The 16,247-nt window shown below is 71.7% G+C and carries 17 protein-coding genes and 1 pseudogene; 4 read left to right on the plus strand and 14 right to left on the minus strand.

Annotated features, from left to right (window positions below):
• Both VJR25_RS01245 and VJR25_RS01250 read right to left on the minus strand, forming a co-directional pair.
• Nucleotides 1-484 (minus strand): annotated as a pseudogene (locus VJR25_RS01245) (transposase); the annotation flags it as partial.
• A gap of 14 nt (nucleotides 485-498) precedes the next feature.
• Nucleotides 499-1,119 carry a dihydrofolate reductase family protein gene (locus VJR25_RS01250; RefSeq protein WP_324111695.1) on the minus strand — a complete coding sequence of 207 codons (621 nt, stop codon included), beginning with the start codon at nucleotides 1,117-1,119 and terminating at the stop codon, nucleotides 499-501.
• A gap of 153 nt (nucleotides 1,120-1,272) precedes the next feature.
• Here VJR25_RS01250 and VJR25_RS01255 point away from each other — a divergent pair, with 153 nt between their 5' ends.
• Nucleotides 1,273-2,673, plus strand: a complete 1,401-nt coding sequence (locus VJR25_RS01255; protein WP_414683699.1) for an MFS transporter — start codon at nucleotides 1,273-1,275, stop codon at nucleotides 2,671-2,673.
• Between the two features lie 23 nt (nucleotides 2,674-2,696).
• Here the strand turns inward: VJR25_RS01255 and VJR25_RS01260 are convergent, their stop codons facing one another.
• Genes VJR25_RS01260 through VJR25_RS01280 form a run of 5 tightly spaced genes read right to left on the minus strand, consistent with a single transcriptional unit; the run spans nucleotide 2,697 to nucleotide 7,478 of the window.
• On the minus strand, nucleotides 2,697-3,680 hold the full coding sequence (locus tag VJR25_RS01260; RefSeq protein ID WP_324111699.1) for an alpha/beta hydrolase: 984 nt from the start codon (nucleotides 3,678-3,680) through the stop codon (nucleotides 2,697-2,699).
• A 9-nt stretch (nucleotides 3,681-3,689) separates the two neighbouring features.
• Nucleotides 3,690-5,066 (minus strand): FAD-dependent oxidoreductase, encoded by a 1,377-nt coding sequence (locus VJR25_RS01265; RefSeq protein ID WP_324111701.1) that lies wholly within the window; start codon nucleotides 5,064-5,066, stop codon nucleotides 3,690-3,692.
• Between the two features lie 17 nt (nucleotides 5,067-5,083).
• Nucleotides 5,084-6,145, minus strand: coding sequence for a polyprenyl synthetase family protein (locus VJR25_RS01270; protein ID WP_324111703.1), 1,062 nt, complete (start codon nucleotides 6,143-6,145; stop codon nucleotides 5,084-5,086).
• 49 nt (nucleotides 6,146-6,194) lie between these two features.
• Entirely contained in the window at nucleotides 6,195-6,929 is a 735-nt protein-coding gene (locus VJR25_RS01275; protein ID WP_324111705.1) for a class I SAM-dependent methyltransferase, read from the minus strand.
• Between the two features lie 9 nt (nucleotides 6,930-6,938).
• Nucleotides 6,939-7,478 carry a DUF402 domain-containing protein gene (locus tag VJR25_RS01280; protein WP_324111709.1) on the minus strand — a complete coding sequence of 180 codons (540 nt, stop codon included), beginning with the start codon at nucleotides 7,476-7,478 and terminating at the stop codon, nucleotides 6,939-6,941.
• 79 nt (nucleotides 7,479-7,557) lie between these two features.
• On the opposite strand from VJR25_RS01280, the gene VJR25_RS01285 reads away from it, so the two are divergent.
• Nucleotides 7,558-8,847 carry an isochorismate synthase gene (locus tag VJR25_RS01285; protein ID WP_324111711.1) on the plus strand — a complete coding sequence of 430 codons (1,290 nt, stop codon included), beginning with the start codon at nucleotides 7,558-7,560 and terminating at the stop codon, nucleotides 8,845-8,847.
• On the opposite strand, the gene VJR25_RS01290 is transcribed toward VJR25_RS01285, so the two are convergent.
• Both VJR25_RS01290 and VJR25_RS01295 read right to left on the minus strand, forming a co-directional pair.
• Nucleotides 8,848-10,155 carry an MFS transporter gene (locus VJR25_RS01290; protein ID WP_324111713.1) on the minus strand — a complete coding sequence of 436 codons (1,308 nt, stop codon included), beginning with the start codon at nucleotides 10,153-10,155 and terminating at the stop codon, nucleotides 8,848-8,850.
• Nucleotides 10,156-10,205: 50 nt separating this feature from the next.
• Nucleotides 10,206-10,898: a GntR family transcriptional regulator gene (locus VJR25_RS01295; protein WP_324111715.1), complete on the minus strand. Its 693-nt coding sequence runs from the start codon at nucleotides 10,896-10,898 to the stop codon at nucleotides 10,206-10,208.
• 187 nt (nucleotides 10,899-11,085) lie between these two features.
• On the opposite strand from VJR25_RS01295, the gene VJR25_RS01300 reads away from it, so the two are divergent.
• Entirely contained in the window at nucleotides 11,086-11,229 is a 144-nt protein-coding gene (locus VJR25_RS01300) for a hypothetical protein (protein WP_324111717.1), read from the plus strand.
• An 81-nt stretch (nucleotides 11,230-11,310) separates the two neighbouring features.
• On the opposite strand, the gene VJR25_RS01305 is transcribed toward VJR25_RS01300, so the two are convergent.
• From VJR25_RS01305 to VJR25_RS01320, 4 genes are all read right to left on the minus strand, one after another.
• Nucleotides 11,311-11,901, minus strand: a complete 591-nt coding sequence (locus tag VJR25_RS01305) for a cysteine hydrolase family protein (RefSeq protein WP_324111719.1) — start codon at nucleotides 11,899-11,901, stop codon at nucleotides 11,311-11,313.
• A gap of 167 nt (nucleotides 11,902-12,068) precedes the next feature.
• On the minus strand, nucleotides 12,069-13,358 hold the full coding sequence (locus VJR25_RS01310; protein WP_324111721.1) for a cytosine permease: 1,290 nt from the start codon (nucleotides 13,356-13,358) through the stop codon (nucleotides 12,069-12,071).
• A gap of 72 nt (nucleotides 13,359-13,430) precedes the next feature.
• The gene (locus VJR25_RS01315) at nucleotides 13,431-13,718 is read right to left on the minus strand and encodes a hypothetical protein (RefSeq protein ID WP_324111723.1); all 288 of its coding nucleotides are present in this window, start codon (nucleotides 13,716-13,718) and stop codon (nucleotides 13,431-13,433) included.
• Nucleotides 13,719-14,040: 322 nt separating this feature from the next.
• Nucleotides 14,041-14,709, minus strand: coding sequence for a GntR family transcriptional regulator (locus VJR25_RS01320; RefSeq protein WP_324111725.1), 669 nt, complete (start codon nucleotides 14,707-14,709; stop codon nucleotides 14,041-14,043).
• Nucleotides 14,710-14,842: 133 nt separating this feature from the next.
• Here VJR25_RS01320 and VJR25_RS01325 point away from each other — a divergent pair, with 133 nt between their 5' ends.
• Nucleotides 14,843-15,001 (plus strand): hypothetical protein, encoded by a 159-nt coding sequence (locus VJR25_RS01325; RefSeq protein WP_324111727.1) that lies wholly within the window; start codon nucleotides 14,843-14,845, stop codon nucleotides 14,999-15,001.
• Between the two features lie 221 nt (nucleotides 15,002-15,222).
• Here VJR25_RS01325 and VJR25_RS01330 read toward each other — a convergent pair.
• Nucleotides 15,223-16,247, minus strand: a 1,025-nt coding sequence (locus tag VJR25_RS01330) for a hypothetical protein (RefSeq protein WP_324111729.1), incomplete at its 5' end; no start/stop codon positions are given.

The raw sequence follows: 16,247 nt of genomic DNA on the forward strand, positions 1-16,247 counted from the left end.
CGACGTCCAGGTCGACCGGGTCGCCGGATGCCTCGAGCTCGCGGACGAGCCGGCCCGAGGCGACCGCGACCGCGGCATCCGGGTCGAAGAACGCCGCGGCGATCGTCTGCCGCACGGCTTCGAGCGTCGACGGGCTCACCCTCCCGCCGCGCGCGGATGCCAGCTCGCCCGCCTCATGCGCGAGCTGGCTCGTGAGCGCCCGGCGCCGCCGTCCGAGCTCCGCGAGGGTCGCCGCGTCGAGCTGGTCCTGCGCCTCCCGCAGTTCCGCGGCGAGCTGCAGCGCCTGGCCGAGGCGGTCGGCCCGTTCGTGCGCGAAGACGTTCACCACCCAGGCGGCGACCGAGGGCTTCTTGAGGGCGCGGATGCGCGCCGCGTCCTCGCGGTCGGCGGCATCCGCGGCACGGGCGTTCCGGGCCGCCACGAACTCCTCCGGTGCAGCGGAGTACAGCTCGGCGGCGATCTCCGTCAGCGACGTGTCGGACATGGTGCCCTGGGAGGTCAGCGTGGTCGCACGGCGTAGGTGAGGTGGGTCGCGCGCTTCGTCGGCAGGGATCGGACGGGCTCCAGCTTGATCCGGGCGGCGTCGATGCCCTCGAACAGGCGGATGCCGTTCCCGAAGAGCACCGGCGACAGCGAGATCGTGAACTCGTCGACGAGGCCGGCGTTGAGGTATTCCAGGATCGTCGCGCCGCCGCCCGCGATGCGCACGTCACGGTCGCCCGCGGATTCCCGGGCCCGCTCGAGTGCGGTCTCGATGCCGTCGTCGATGAAGTGGAAGGTGGTCCCGCCCGCTCGCTCCCACGGTGCGCGGGACTCGTGCGTCACGACGAACACCGGGTGGTGGAACGGCGCATCCTCGGGCCACGAGTGCTCGCCGGCCTCGAACATGCGCTTGCCCATGATGCTCGCGCCGGTGCGCTCGGACGTCTCGCGCGCCACGTCGTCGTCCGGCCCCTCCTCGCCGCCCTCGCCGAGTCCGAGGTTGTGCCGGAAGAACCGCGTCGGGAAGACCCAGTGCTGCAGCTCCATCCACTGCTGCCCCATCAGCTCCTCGGGGGACTGCGGCGCGACGAACCCGTCGAGCGACATCGACACGCTGAAGAACACTTTCCCGGCCATCCACGGCTCCCATCAGGTCGTGTTCACACCGTACCGGTGCGGGCCCGCCGATGCGGCGCGGCGTCGGAATACCGAGGGCCCCCGCCGGGGTTGCACCCTGACGTGGCGAGTGACGTGGGTCTGAGGTCGGAGCGAGGCAGCATCCTGCTCGCGATGATGGTGTCGACGGGGCTCGTCGCGATCGACTCGACGATCATCGCCACGGCGGTGCCGTCGATCGTGCGGGACCTCGGGTCGTTCTCGTCGTTCCCGTGGCTGTTCTCGATCTACCTGCTCGCATCCGCCGTGACGGTGCCGGTCTACTCGAAGCTCGCCGACACGATCGGCCGCAAGCCGCTGCTGCTCTTCGGGATCGCCGTGTTCCTGCTCGGGTCGGTGCTGGCCGGGGTCGCGTGGAGCATGCCGGTGCTGATCGTCGCGCGCGCGGTGCAGGGTCTCGGTGCGGGGGCGATCGGGCCCATCGCGCTCACCGTGATCGGCGACATCTACACGCTCGAGGAGCGCGCCCGCGTGCAGGGCTACATGGCGAGCGTCTGGGCGATCTCGGCGGTGGCCGGCCCGACCCTCGGCGGCCTGTTCGCGCAGTTCGGCATCTGGCGCGGCATCTTCTGGGTGAACCTCCCGCTCGGGATCGCAGCCGGCTGGCTGCTGATGCGCCACTTCCACGAGAACGTGCAGAGGCGCACCCACCGCATCGACTACGCCGGCGCCGCGATGCTGACCGGTGCGACCACGCTGCTCATGCTCGGCATCCTCGAGGGCGGGGACGCCTGGGCGTGGAACTCCCCCGCATCCTTCGCGATCTTCGGCGTGGGCGCCGCACTGCTCGTCGCGTTCGTGTTCATCGAGCTGCGCGCCGCCGAGCCCGTGCTGCCCCTCAGCCTTTTCCGGCGACGCATCGTCACCTCGACGACGCTGCTCGGCTTCGGCGTCGGCATGGGCATCGCCGGTCTCACGGCGTTCATCCCCACCTACCTCGAGGTCGGCACCGGCGCGCCCCCGGTCGTCGCCGGACTGGCCCTCGCCACCTTCACCATCGGCTGGCCGCTCGCCGCCGCGACCGCCGGTCGCCTGTACCTGCGCTGGGGCTTCCGGCGGATCTCGATCCTCGGCGGCATCGTGCTCGTCGGCGGGGGCACCGTGCTGGCCCTGCTCGGCCACAGCCCGTCGGTCGTCTCGGTCGCCGTGGTCTGCTTCTTCATCGGCATGGGCTTCGGGTACGCCGCGGTTCCGAGCCTCGTCGCGGTGCAGTCGAGCGTCGACTGGTCCGAGCGCGGGGTCGTCACCGGATCCAACATGTTCGCCCGCTCGATGGGGCAGTCGCTCGGGGCTGCTGTGCTCGGCGCGATCGCGAACGCGATCATCTTCGACCTGGGCGGCGACGCGCACGACCCGCACACGATCGTGGTGGCGTCGACGGCGGTCTTCGCGGCGGTGGCCGTGATCGCCGTCGGCATCCTCGCGGCCGCGATCGTGATGCCGCGTCGCGTCGAACTCGCCGTCGCCAGGTCGGGCTCCGGCGGGAATCCGGAGAACCTTCCCGACGCGGCTTGACCGCGTCCGGCCGGTGACGGTGCCTACTCGCTCGCGGTGAGCACGCCGACGGCCCAGCGCCGCGTCACCCGCAGAGCCTGCCGGCGCGGCTCCGGGCTCGACAGGAACACGTCGTGGATCGCCCCGTCGATGCGCGCGACCGTGACGAGGTCGCCCAGCTTGAGGGATGCCCGGGCGATCTCGTCGACCACCAGCACGGCGTCAGCGGAGGTCATCGCCTCGCTCCAGACGAGGGGCGACACGCTGCGCGCCGACAGCAGCACCAGCACCGGACAGGTCAGCTTGAGGCCGGCCTCGACCTCGCGGTGCCCGGTCATGATCGCGTGCAGCCATCCGGGATGCGTCGAGAAGGCCCGGTCCGGCCGCCATTTCTGCACGAATCCCGCCGTCGTCGGGATGGAGCCGATCTCGCGCTGCGCCCGTGAGTAGAACCCGTAGTCGGTGCCCATCTGGCCGCCGCGCGGGTCGAAGCGGGCCCGCGCGCTGACGAGCGGCTGGATGGCGCGGCGGCCCACGGCGCCGAGCTGGAACTCGAGCCACGGACTGTTCAGGATGAGCGCGGCGGCGGCATCCGGATGACGGTGCGCCCACAGCGACAGCACCAGTCCGCCGGTGGAGTGCCCGAGCAGCACCAGCCGGCGGCCGGCACGCGATCCCATCGCGGTGAGCGCGGCCGCGATGTCCTCGTCGTACTTCGTGAGGTCGTGCACGTAACCCGGCGTCTGCCCCTCGCGCAGGCTGCGGCCGTACTTGCGCAGATCGAGCGCGAAGAACCGCGCGCCGAGATCGGCCCACATGCCCGCCAGGTCGGACTGGAAGAAGTAGTCCGACCAGCCGTGCACGTACAGCACGTCGACGTCGCGGAGCGGGCCGGTGAGCCGGGCCCAGAGCGTCGGCAGCCGGCGCACGAGGGTGGCGACCACCTGGCCCTCGTCGTCGGTGCCGAGATGGAGGGTCAGCTGGGCGAACGGATGCCCGAGGATGTCCGGGGCCCAGGCATCCGTCATCGCCGTCGCCTACGCGTCGTCGCGGGACACACGCACCATCTCGTCGCGGTCGACGACCTTGATGCGCGCCCGCCCGTGCGGCTCGCCGAGTCCGATCTCGTGGGAGTCGAGGCGGTGCCAGCCGTCGAGGTCGGTCCATTCCACACCGCGCGACTCGAGCAGAGCCGGGATGGACGCCTCCTGCGGATGCGCCGGCTGCCACCACGTGCCCTGATCGTTGATGAGGTTGCGGATGGTCTCCATCGCGTCGGACTTGGTGTGCCCGATGAGACCCACCGGCCCGCGCTTGATCCAGCCGGTGGCGTACACGCCGGGCACGCGTTCGTTGCTGTTCGCCGCGAGCACACGGCCCTCGCGGTTCGGGATGACGCCGTGCTTCTTGTCGAACGGGACGCCCGGCAGCGGCGACCCGAAGTAGCCGATGGCACGGTACAGCGCCTGCACCGGCACCTCGCGCACCTCGCCGGTGCCGACCACGCCGCCCTCGCCGTCGGAGCGGGTGCGCTCGTAGACGAACGCCGAGACGCGGCCCTCGTCGTCGGTGCGCACCTCGATCGGCTTCGCGTAGAAGTGCAGGTGCAGGCGGCGGGACGCCTCACCGCCGGAGTTGTTCACCCCGGGGCGCTTGCGCCACGACTGCAGCACCCGGTCGATCACCATGACCTGCTTGTTGCTGGCGACGGCATCCTTGGACGCCTCGTCGTAGTCGAAGTCCTCGTCGTACACGACCATGTCGACGTCGCGCAGCTCGCCGAGCTCGCGCAGCTCGAGCGGGGTGAACTTGACGTTCGCGGGCCCGCGGCGGCCGAACACGTGCACGTCGGTGACCTTCGAGGCCGAGAGTCCCTCGTACACGTTCGCGGGCACCTCGGTGGGCAGCAGGTCTTCGGCGTGCTTGGCGAGCAGGCGCGCCACGTCGAGCGCCACGTTGCCGTTGCCGATGACCGCGACCGATTCGGCATCCAGCGGCCACTCGCGCGGGAAGTCGGGGTGCCCGTCGTACCAGCTCACGTAGTCCGCGGCGCCATACGAGCCGACGGCGTCGATGCCGGGCACGTCGAGGGACGCGTCGCGGATCGCGCCGGTCGCGAAGATCACGGCGTTGTAGTGCTGCTTGAGGTCCTCGAGCGTGATGTCCTCGCCGAAGCGGACGTTGCCGAAGATGCGGATGTCGCCGCGGTCGAGCACCTCGCGCAGGGCGGTGATGATGCCCTTGATGCGCGGGTGGTCGGGCGCGACGCCGTAGCGGACCAGGCCGTACGGGGCGGGGAGGTGATCGAAGAGGTCGATCGAGACGTCGAACTTCCGCTCGGCCTTCAGCAGGATGTCGGCGGCGTAGATGCCTGCGGGGCCGGCCCCGACGATGGCCAGTCTGAGCTTGGTCAATGTTCCTCCGGGACGGGTCAGCTGCTGCGGTCGGCGACGGCCCGGGCGAACCGGGTCAAGGCATCCTTCACCGCGCCGTCGGGCAGCGGTTCGATCGCGTCGATCGCGTCGTGCGACCACTGGTTGGCGAGGGTCACGGTCTGCGCGGTGGCGTCGTGGTCGCGCAGGGCGGCGAGCGCGTCGTCGAGGATGCCGGGGTCGGCGCCCTCCGCGATGCGGGCGACGCCCTCGTCGATGCGGGCGTGCAGGGCGCGCGACGCGTCGTCGGTGCGGGCGCCGAGCAGCAGGTACGGCATGGTGGGCACGCCGGCGCGCAGGTCGGTGCCGGGCACCTTGCCGGTCTCGTTCGGGTCGGCCGACAGGTCGATGACGTCGTCGAGCAGCTGGAAGGCGACGCCGGCCTTCTCGCCGAACACGCGGACGGGCTCGGCGTAGTCCTCGGGGGCGCCCGAGAAGATCACCCCCGCCTGGGCGGATGCCGCGATGAGGGAGCCGGTCTTGTCGGCGAGCACCTGCAGGTAGAACGCCACCGGGTCGTCCGTCTCGGCGGGCCCCACGGTCTCGTGCAGCTGGCCGAGCACGAGGCGCTCGAACGTGTCGGCCTGCAGGCGGATCGCCCGCTCGCCGTAGCGCGCCATGATCTGGCTCGCGCGCGAGAACAGCAGGTCGCCGGTGAGGATCGCGACGTTGTTGCCCCACACCGTCTGGGCGCTGGGGACGCCGCGGCGCACGGCCGCCCCGTCCATCACGTCATCGTGGTACAGCGAGCCGAGGTGGGTCAGTTCGAGGGCCGCGGCCGCTTCGACGACCGCCTCCGTCGCGCCCTCGCCGAGCTGGGCCGTGAGCAGCGTCAGCATCGGCCGCACCCGCTTGCCGCCCGCCTCGTAGAGGTAGCGTGCGGTGACGTCGGCGAGCGCATCGCCCATCTTCAGCTCGACGGCGAGGGCCTTCTCGACGTCGTCGAGACCGGATTCGACGGTGCGCAGGAGGCGCCGGGACTTGGGGCCGGCGAAGACGCGCTCGGTCAGGCCGAGGTTGCTCGCCAGGCGCGAGCCGGGAGCTGCGGGGCTCGAAGTCACCGTCCCAGCCTACCCGCGGCCGTCTTGCCCGGCATGTCCATGACGGCGATCAGCCGGCCGGTTTGACGCCGCGGTGGAGCGCGACGATGCCGAAGGTGAGGTTGCGGTGCGCGACCTGCGTCCAGCCCGCCTCGTACATCCAGCCGGCGAGGGTGCGCTGGTCGGGCCATGCCGCGATCGACTCGTTGAGGTAGTCGTACGCGTCGCCGTTCGTGCCGGCGAGCCGGGCGGTGCGGGGCAGGATCTGTGCGTTGTAGAACCGGTAGAGACGGCGGAAGACGGGGTTCGGCGGGGTGGAGAACTCGTTGATCACCACGCGGCCGCCCGGCTTGGTCACCCGCAGCAGCTCGGCGAGCGCCTTCTTCGGGTCGTGCACGTTGCGCAGGGAGTACGACATCGTCACGGCGTCGAACTCGTCGTCGCCGAACGGCAGGGCCATGGCGTCCGCCTCGACGAAACTGAGGTTCGGCAGGTGTCCGTGGCGGCGGCGGCCCTCGGCCAGCATCCCGGACGAGAAGTCGGCGGCGACGACGTCCGCGCCGGACGCGGCGAGGGATGCCGACGACGACGCGGTGCCGGCCCCGAGGTCGAGCACGCGCTCCCCCCTGCGCGGGGCGACCGCGCGGGTGGTGGCGCGGCGCCACAGCACGTCGTTGCCGAACGTCATGACCGTGTTGGTGCGGTCGTAGCCGTCGGCGACCTGGTCGAACATGCCGCTGACCTCGCGCGGGTCCTTGCCCAGGTCGGCGCGGTTGTGCTCGGAGGGCGTGCTGTCGGCGGTCACCCGTCGAGTCTAGGCGGCGAGTTCCGCGAGCCGGGCGAGCCAGCCGCCCGGCACGGACTCATCGAACGGCGGCATGTCGCCGGCGACCCGGTCGCGCAGATCCTGGGCGAGGGCCTCGAGGTGCGCGACCACCTGCACGGGGTAGCCGTACTGTTCGCGGTGCTCGTCCCACTCGTCGCGGTCGTCGATGAACACCCCCTCGCCGGCGGGCCGGTCGACCACGTCGAGGTCCATGTCGATGCCCGTGGGCACGCCGTCCTTCCAGCGCAGGTCCCAGGCCAGATCGATGTACGTGCGGGTTCGGTGCCCGGGCACGTGCCGGGTGAACGCGAAGTCGCCGGTGGCCGACATGAGGGTCACGTTGCCCCATTCGGTGAGGAAGTCGCGGCCCGGGCGGTGGCTGCGTGATCCGGCGTGCTGCCCGAACCAGTCCCCCCACTCGTCGCGCCCGAGGTAGACGCACTCGTGCCGCCAGTGCTGCGAGCCGTCCCACTTGCGCCAGTGGAACTGGAGCGGGGTCCCCGGAGCAGGCAGGTCGAGAGCGGTCATGATGCACAGTGTACGAGCGGGTCCCCGAGCGGCACGGTGCGCCCAGGCGGCACCTGCCGGCGTGTCCTAGGCTGGAGGGATGACCTCGTCCGTGCGGCCGCACCTGATCGCCACCACCCGCGAGATCGATCCGGCGGATGCCGCCGGCGCCGCGGATCTGCTGCCGTTCACCGACCCGCACCACCCGCTCGCGTGGCTCCGCCGCGGCGACGGCATCGTCGGTGCCGGCGGGGTGCTGCGCTCCTGCTCGTTCCCCGGGGCGACGGATGCCGCGGACGCCTGGCGGGAGCTGACCGCCGACGCCGAGATCGACGACCCGGTGCGGCTGCCGGGCACCGGGCTCGTGGCGTTCGGCGCGTTCGCCTTCGACACCCCGTCGGCGTGGCCGAGCACCCTCATCGTCCCGCGCGCCGTCGTCGGCCGGCACGGCGACCGCACGTGGGTGACCCGCATCGCCTGGAGCGCCGACCGGCACGACGGGCAGGATGCCGCATCCCTTCCCGCCACCGTGCCGTACGGGCCGTACTGGCCGGCCACCGTGGGACCGGGAGTGCAGGGGCCGGAGGGCTACCAGGAGTCGGTGCGCGCCGGTCTCGGCGCGATCGCCGCGGGCCGGGTCAGCAAGGTGGTGCTCGCCCGCGATCTCGTCGGCAGCGTGCCCGCCCACTCCGACCTGCGGCGCCTCGCCCGGGCGCTCGCGACCGAGTACCCGGACACGTGGATGTACGCGGTCGACGGGCTCATCGGCGCAAGCCCGGAGACGCTCGTCACCGTCGCGTCCGGCGCCGTCACAGCTCGGGTGCTGGCCGGCACCGCCGCGCGCGGCGCCGACCCGGAGGAGGACGCCGCCGCCGAGGCCGGGCTCGCGGCATCCCGCAAGGACATCGACGAGCACGCGTTCGCAGTGCAGAGCGTGGTCGACGTGCTGCGTCCGCACACCGCCGGACTCACCACGCCGCCGGCCTTCACGCTGCAGCTGCCGAACGTGTGGCACCTGGCCACGGACATCGCCGGCGACCTCGCCGACTCGGCCTCCGCCCTCGACCTCGTCGCGGTGCTGCATCCGACCGCCGCAGTGGCGGGCACCCCGACGGACGCCGCCCGGCAACTCATCCGGCAGCTGGAGCCGTTCGACCGCGGCCGTTACGCCGGACCGGTCGGCTGGGTGGATGCCGACGGCAACGGCGAGTGGGCGATCGCACTGCGCGGTGCCCAGTTCGGCGCGCCGGACGACGTCGAACCGGCCTCCGACGCGCCGATCCCCGTGGTCGCACACGCCGGCGCCGGCATCGTCGCCGCCAGCGACCCGGAGTCGGAGATGCTCGAGACACGGGTCAAATTCCGGCCCATCGTCGACGCGCTGGCGTGATCACGCCGGCGGCGCGGGAGACGCCTCCGGCTCCGCCGATGCGACCCGCGAGCGCAGCGCGGACTCCTCGTGGCGGCCGTCGTAGCGCACCAGTGCGGGCACGGCCAGCGCGATGACGACCACGCTCACGGCGAGCATCGACGCACTCGCGAACGTCGTGGCCGGCACGCCGATCAGCTGGGCCAGCGCGCCGAGCCCCAGTGCCGCGACGGGCATCGTCCCGATCGCGAGCTCCTGCAGGCCGAGCGCCGTGCCGTGCACGCGGGAGGGCGTCGCCAGAAGCACGAGGGTCGTCTGCAGCACGCCGAACGGCGCGGAGGCGAGGCCGACCGCCACCATGAGCGGGAACGAGAGCGACGTGGACGTCGACAGGGCGAACCCCGCCCACAGGGCGCCCCAGCAGGCGGTGCCGACGACGAACACCGCGCCCTTGCGCGGGAAGTCGCCGAACGACGCGATCACGAGCGAGCTGACCGTGCCGCCGAGGCCGGCGCAGGTCATGAGCGTGCCGAGGCCCGCGGCATCCAGATGCAGCACTTCACCGGCGAAGACGGGCATGAACGTCTGGTAGATCGGCCAGATCAGGATGTTGGCGCACAGCGTCACGGTGAGGGCGGCGACAGCCACCCGGCGCCGTCGGATCGTGCCCAGCCCGCTCACGAGCATCCGCCGCACCGAGGTCTCATGGACGACCCGTCCGCGCCCGATGCCGCGCACCGGCAGCAGCGCCAGCAGCGACAGGACGAACCAGGATGCCGAGACGGCCAGCGCCCAGGGAGCACCGATGACGCCGATCATGGCGCCGCCGACGGCCGGTCCGATCATCTGGGTCATGTTCATGGCGAAGGCGTTCAGGGCGTTCGCATTGCTGAGGTTCCTGCGGGAGACGGCCTCGACCACCAGGGAGGCCCGCGCGGGCTGCGACGGCGACTGGGCCAGTCCGATGATGAGCCCGCCCACCAGCAGCACGGGATACGGCGCCGCCCCGACCATGGCGAGCACCGCGACGCCGAGGACGGCGACGAACGCCCAGAGGTTCGCGATCACGAGCATCCGGTACCGGTCGAACCGGTCGGCGATCACGCCGGCGAACGGGCCGAGCAGCAGGGGCGCGAGCCGGCAGGCCGTGAACACCGCGATCAAGAACGCCGATCCGGTGACCTCGTAGACCATCCAGCCGAGCACCAGGGTCTGCGTCCAGATGCCGCCGAAGAACAGCACGTTCGACGTCCACAGGTACCGGAAGGGCCGACTGGAGCGCAGGGACGCGATCGGGCCGCCCTGGCTGCGGCGCGATCGGGATCCCATTCGACAAATGGTATACCGAAGAGCATTCCGCCGTCGACGAGGATCTCGGGTCAGGACCCCAGCAGCGCCTCGACGATCGGCATGGTCTCGTACCGCGAGCGCTCGACGTGCGCCAGGGCGAGGGCGGCCGCCAGTTCTGTCTGGCCGTTGACGATCGCGGTGCACAGCGCCTCGTGCTCGCGGTGCAGCGCGACCTCGTCGCGCTGGGTGACGAAGTGGAAGAGGCGACGGATGCGCCCCTCGATCGGCACCATCAGCGTCTGCAGCAGCCGGCTGTTCGACAGCGCGAGGATCTCGTCGTGCAGCTCCGAGGTGCGCGCGGCGATGTCCGCGCCGTCGCCGCCCCGCACCGCGCGCTCCGCCTCGGCGAGCGCGGCGAGCAGTTGCTCGCCGGATGCCCCGTGCGCGCACGCGTCTGCCGCGAGGCGCGCGGCCAGCACTTCCAGTGAGGAGCGCACCTGGAACAGCTCGCGGACATCCTGCACGGTCATCTCCGCGACCACGGCGCCGCGCCGATGGAGGGTCTTGATGTACCCCTCGGACTCCAGCCGCGGGAACGCCTCGCGGATGGGGATCCGCGACACCTGCAGCTCCTCGGCGAGATTCCGCTCGCGGATCCGCTCCCCCGGCTTGAACGTCCCGTCGATGACCCGCTCGCGCACCCACTCGTACACGAGGAGGTCGAGCGCCTCTCCGGACTGACCGGGATGCAGCTGCACGGTCGTCTCGTCGTTCTGCGACACGGTCGCCCCCTCGTCCGGCACCGGCACGGGCGGTCGCGATCCGCCGCCACAGCTCGGTGATCCCGCATCCGGCGCGCGGGCTGGCTGTCATTGTAGGGGCCCGCACGCGGGTGACCCGTGGCCACCGCGATCATTCGCAGAACTGGAATGCCAAAAGATCGAATTTCCTCGATTCGGGGGTGACTTCGTGATCGAAGAGGGTCACGCCTTCGCGTTCGAGCCGAACGCCCTCCGTGACGGCCAGCGCGTCTGCGTCGGCGGCACGGTGCTGCTCGGCACGAACGGCGTCGAAGAGCTGAACACGATCCCGAACCGCCTCGTCGTCGTCTGATCGGCTCTCCGCCCCGAGGAGGGTGCTCCGGCGACGGCCGGGGCATCCTCCTCTCTCTTTGCGCCGAGGGATGCCGCGGCGTCAGCCGAGCTCGTCGGCGGATGCCACCACGACGGCGTAGACGTCGCCGATGGTGGCCAGGGCCGCCCGGTGCAGGTCGGCGGCGGGCACGTCGCCTGCAGCGGACGGCAGCGACCGGGTCGCACAGGCATCCGCCACGACCGTCGGCGCGTTGCCACGCAGGAACGCGCCCTCGGACGTGTAGTTGACGCACATGTGGGTCATGAAGCCGGCGATCACCAGGGACTCGTTGCCGGCGGCGTCGACGAGCTCGCCGAGGTTCGTGTCGACGAAGGCGTTCGGCGCCTGCTTCGTGACGATCTGCTCCCCCGGGATCGGCGCGACGCGCTCGTGGATGGCGCCGAGGTCGCCGCTGTAGTCGTACAGGGATCCCGGGCCGTCGTCGTGGGCGACGTGGATGACCGTGGCCCCGGCGGCGCGCGCCCGGTCGAGCAGGTCGGCGGCGCGGTCGAGCGCGGCATCCCACCCCTCCAGCTCCATCACGCCGCGCGTGTAGGTGTTCTGGTAGTCGATGAGGATCACCGTCGAATCGGCGAGCACGGCGGGCGCCGCCGGCAGGTCGGACACGGCGCGCAGGGTCTGGCTGGGCATGGGCCCATTCTTCCGTGCCGGAACGCCCGCCATGCCGCGAACCCTCACCCGAATACGCGAACCCTCACCGACACACCCGGGAAGGGCGTATTTCAGTGAGGGTTCGCGTAATTGGATGAGGGTTCGCGGGCAGGGGGGCGGCGGGCCGGGCCGGGGCCGGGGGCGGCTCAGACCTGCTTGGGCTTGACGTTCTCCAGCAGGAGGTAGGCGATGAGGCCCACGATGAGGCCGGTGACCGCGTCCGACCAGGCCGGGGCGAACAGGTGCACGGCGAGGGCCGCAGCCGCGCCGACGCCCCACGCGATGAACGCCGTCGGGCGGAAGCGCTGCTCGCGACGGCCCGGCAGGCGGCGGGCCAGCACGATCTGGTCGCCGATGAGCACGGCGCCGAGCGGCGGCACGATCACGCCGAGGAACACGAGCCAGTTCACGAACAGGCTCCACACGCCGACGACGGCGAGGACCACGCCGATGACGCCGAGCACCAGGGTCAGCACGCGCATCCTGCCGCGCACCAGGTGCGACCAGCCCAGTGCGCCGTTGTAGAGGCAGTGCGTGCAGACCGAGCCGAGGTTCACCACGACGAAGATGAGCACCAGGATGTCCAGCAGCGGGTTGCCCGGACCGGTGAGGATCGGGGTGAAGTTGCCGCCGTTGCTGGTCGCGCCTGCGATGGCGCCGGCCGCGACCAGGATGCCGCCGGACAGCTGCGCGATGAGGCTCGCGACCGGGAACGCGGTGGCGGTGGCCAGCACGGCCTGCTTGCCGTTCTTGGACCAGCGCGTGAAGTCGGCGGTCATCGTGCCGGAGTCGGCGAAGGTCGCCATGATCGCGGTCACCGCGACGCCGAAGGTCATCCCGCCGGCACCCGCGAAGTGGGCGATCTGGCCGAAGTCCGCGGTCTTGGCGGCGATCACGATCGCGATGACGACCGCGATGATGAACAGCGGCGCGGCGATGGCGCCGATCACCGACAGGGCCTTGATGCCGAGGTACGTGACGGCGATGAACAGGATGCCGGCGAGCGCCGCGACGAGCATCTGGTTCCAGCCGAATGCGGCCGACAGGCTGGCGCCGGTGGCGCCGGTGTTGAAGGCGAACCAGCCGACGACGACCGTCGCGAGGAATCCGGAGGCGATCGCGTAACCGACCGTACCGAAGGTCTCGGTGGCCTGCAGCGCGAAGCTCTTGCCGGTCTGCCCGGCGCGGTAGCTCAGCAGGCTGACGTAGACGAACATGATCGCGTTCGCCACGAGGATCGCGGCCAGGCCCTGCCAGAAGCCGAGCATCGCGACCACGAGGCCGCCGGGCACGGCGTTGGTCAGGATCATCGGGAAGCCGAACCAGACCGCCGAGACGGTCAGCAGCGACTTGCGGTGCGACTGGGGGACGGGGCTGTGCTCGAACTCGGATTCGAGTTTGGACGTGGCTTCGACAGCCGTGTCGGTTGTTGCCATCAGGGGGTTCTCCTCGGGTATCAGGCGGGGTCTCGGGGTGCGAGGGATGCGGCGGGGGTCACGGCATCTCTCTCAGCTGGTGCTCCAGCTGGATGCCGGCGGCGAGGCCGGCCACGATGTCGGCGCCGGAGCAGCGGGATACCATGTCGGCGCCAGGACGGGTACCCGCTGCTGCGCGGCGGCGAGGCCGACCTCGCCCGCGCCGAACCGGATGCCGGACGCGTCGGGGTGCACGTGATCGCCGGGGTCGATCGCCCCGTCGCCCCGGTCGGGCACCGCGCCCCGCACAGCCCAGGGCGCGTCGTCGGATGCCGCCGCATAAAGGCTGATCAGGCTGCCATTCTTAAGCAGGAGGCTCACGACCTGACGGGACGCCGAATGGGCGTGTGCGGTGCAGGGTCTGCGCAGCGGCACGGCGAGTTCGGCATCGAGCGAGGCGACCGAAGCCAGTCGCTCGCACGTCGACATCGACAATGGGACCTCCGGGTGGATCTGAGTAGATCCTAGACGTCGGTATACCAAAGAGTCCAGCCCGAGTCTTCTCCGGCATCCGTCGGCACCCGGAGCAGCTGTCTGACGCCCCCGGCGGCGAGCGCGCGGTCGGCCCCGTCGTCACGGCGCTCGCGGACATGACGCGGCCGGACCCTCCCGAGGGAGGATCCGGCCGGTTCGCGGTCTGCGGTCAGGACCCGGAGAGCTGAGGGTCCTCGTCGCGCCAGGTCGGGTCGTCGAGGTAGCGGATGTTGCCCATGTGGGCGAGGATCAGCGTGCTGGCCCGTGCGATGTCGCGCTGGGCGATCGCCTCGTACAGGGCTTCGTGCTCGACGGCGACCTGCCCGGTGTCCTCGTGCTGCACGAGCAGCCAGCGGATGCGGCTGCGCAGCAGGCCGTCGATCTCGAAGAGCAGGTCGTTGCCGGCGATCGACGTGACGACCTCGTGGAAGTCGGCCGCGGCGTGCCGCGCGGCGACGACATCCCCGCGACGGGATGCTTCGATCTCCTCGTCGAGCACCGCCCGCAGGCGCTGCAGCCCGTCGCGGCTGCGGCGGTTGGCAGCCAGACGGAAGGTGAGCACCTCGAGCGCCGAGCGCACCTCGTTGAGGTCGGCGACGTCGGCCGGGGTGAACTCGCGCACGACCGCCCACGACCGCGGGCGCGGGGTGACGAGTCCCTCGGCCACGAGCGCCTTGAGCGCGTCGCGCACGGGGATGCGGCTGACCCCCAGATCGGCGGCGAGCTCCCGTTCGACGAGCCGGCTGCCCGGCGCGCGGACGCCGTCGAGGATCTCGTCGCGGAGCGTGTGCGTGACGCGTTCCACTTCGGATTCGAACGCAGCGGCGACCTCTGTCATGCGCCCATTCTGGCATCCCCGGCCCGCGATCAGCCGCTCTCCCACCCGTGCCGCGGGACGTGGCGCCGGGATACGGCGCACACCGCGCGGTCAGGAAATTGGTATACCATTTCACCACGCCGAAGGAGGACCCATGCCCCGATTCCGCCTGATCGCCCACATGCGGGCCGTGCAGCTGCTGCTCGCCGGCGGCGCCGACCCGTCGATCCGCGACGGTGACGGCGCACTCCCCCGCGACCTCGCCGCGGGCCGCGGATTCACCGAGATCGTCGCGGCGATCGACGCGGCCTGACGCCGCGTCCCGAGCCCCGAGGCTCCCCCACAACTCGCTCGTTCGTCACGATCCCGTTTGTCCGACGCGAATCGTGACGAACGAGCTGAGCCACCTCCGGCAACCTCGCTCCTTCTGCCCTTCCCCCTTCCCCCCCATCGGTCGTTGAGCGAGCGAAGCGAGCCGAAACGCAGAGCCGAAACGCAGAGCCGAAACGCAGAGAGCCGCACCGCCGGCCTCGCTCACCCGGGCGGAGACAGCCGGTACACGAGCCCCGCGGCATCGTCCGTCACGTACACCGATCCGTCCGGCCCGGGGACGGCATCCACCGAACGCCCCCAGCGCGTGCCGTCCGGGTTCTGGAATCCCGTGACGAGCGGCACCGACGGTCCGAGCGTGCCGGATGCGGCATCCCACCGGCTGAACAGCACCGACGGCGCGCGGGGCGGATCCCGATCCCACGACCCGTGCACGGCGATCAGCGCCCCGTCGCCCAGGGCGGGCTGCAGCGCGGAGCCGTGGGTGAACGCGATCCCGAGCGGGGCGCTGTGCGCGGGCAGTCCCAGCATCGTCGGAGCGAGTGCGCCGCAGTCCAGCGCGCGCCCGTCCGGGTTGGTGTCCACGTCGTCGACGTACGGGAGGTCCGTGATGCCGTGCCGGCTGTCGGGAACGCAGAACGGCCAGCCGAGGTCGGTGCCGGTCGTCAGCCGCGCCACCTGGTCGACCGGGTTCTCGTTGACGTAGCCGCGTTCGATGCGCCCGTACCGCCCGGTGCCGTCGTGGAACGGGTACGGCTGGTCGTCGGCCTGGTTCACGGCGGTGAACAGCGTGCCGTCGGGCGCGACCGCGAGGCCGAAGCCGTTGCGCACGCCGGTCGCGACGATCCTGTTGCCGCTCCCGTCGAGCCCGACCTGCCACACGGTGGCACGCTGCGGGGACGCGGTGCGGTCGGCGGGAACCCGGTTGCCGGACGAGCCGATGCTGTAGAACACGGTGTCGCCGTGCGCGGCCACCGCCTTGGCGCCGTGTCCGGCATCCGGCAGCCCGTCCACGAGCACGCGGCGACCCGTCGCGCGTCCGTCCGCGTAGTCCCACGCGACGATCCGGGTGCCCTCGCCGACGACCAGGACGGCGTGCCCGTCGTGCTCGGCGAACGCGAGTCCCTGCGGGTCGTCGAGGCCCGAGAGGAGGGCGGAGCGGGCCGGCGCCCGACCCGCCGGCGCCGGCGTGAGCGCCACGACCGTGCCCCCGCCCCCGGTCGAGACGA

The sequence above is a fragment of the Microbacterium sp. genome, from assembly GCF_035277845.1.
Taxonomy (GTDB): Bacteria; Actinomycetota; Actinomycetes; order Actinomycetales; family Microbacteriaceae; genus Microbacterium.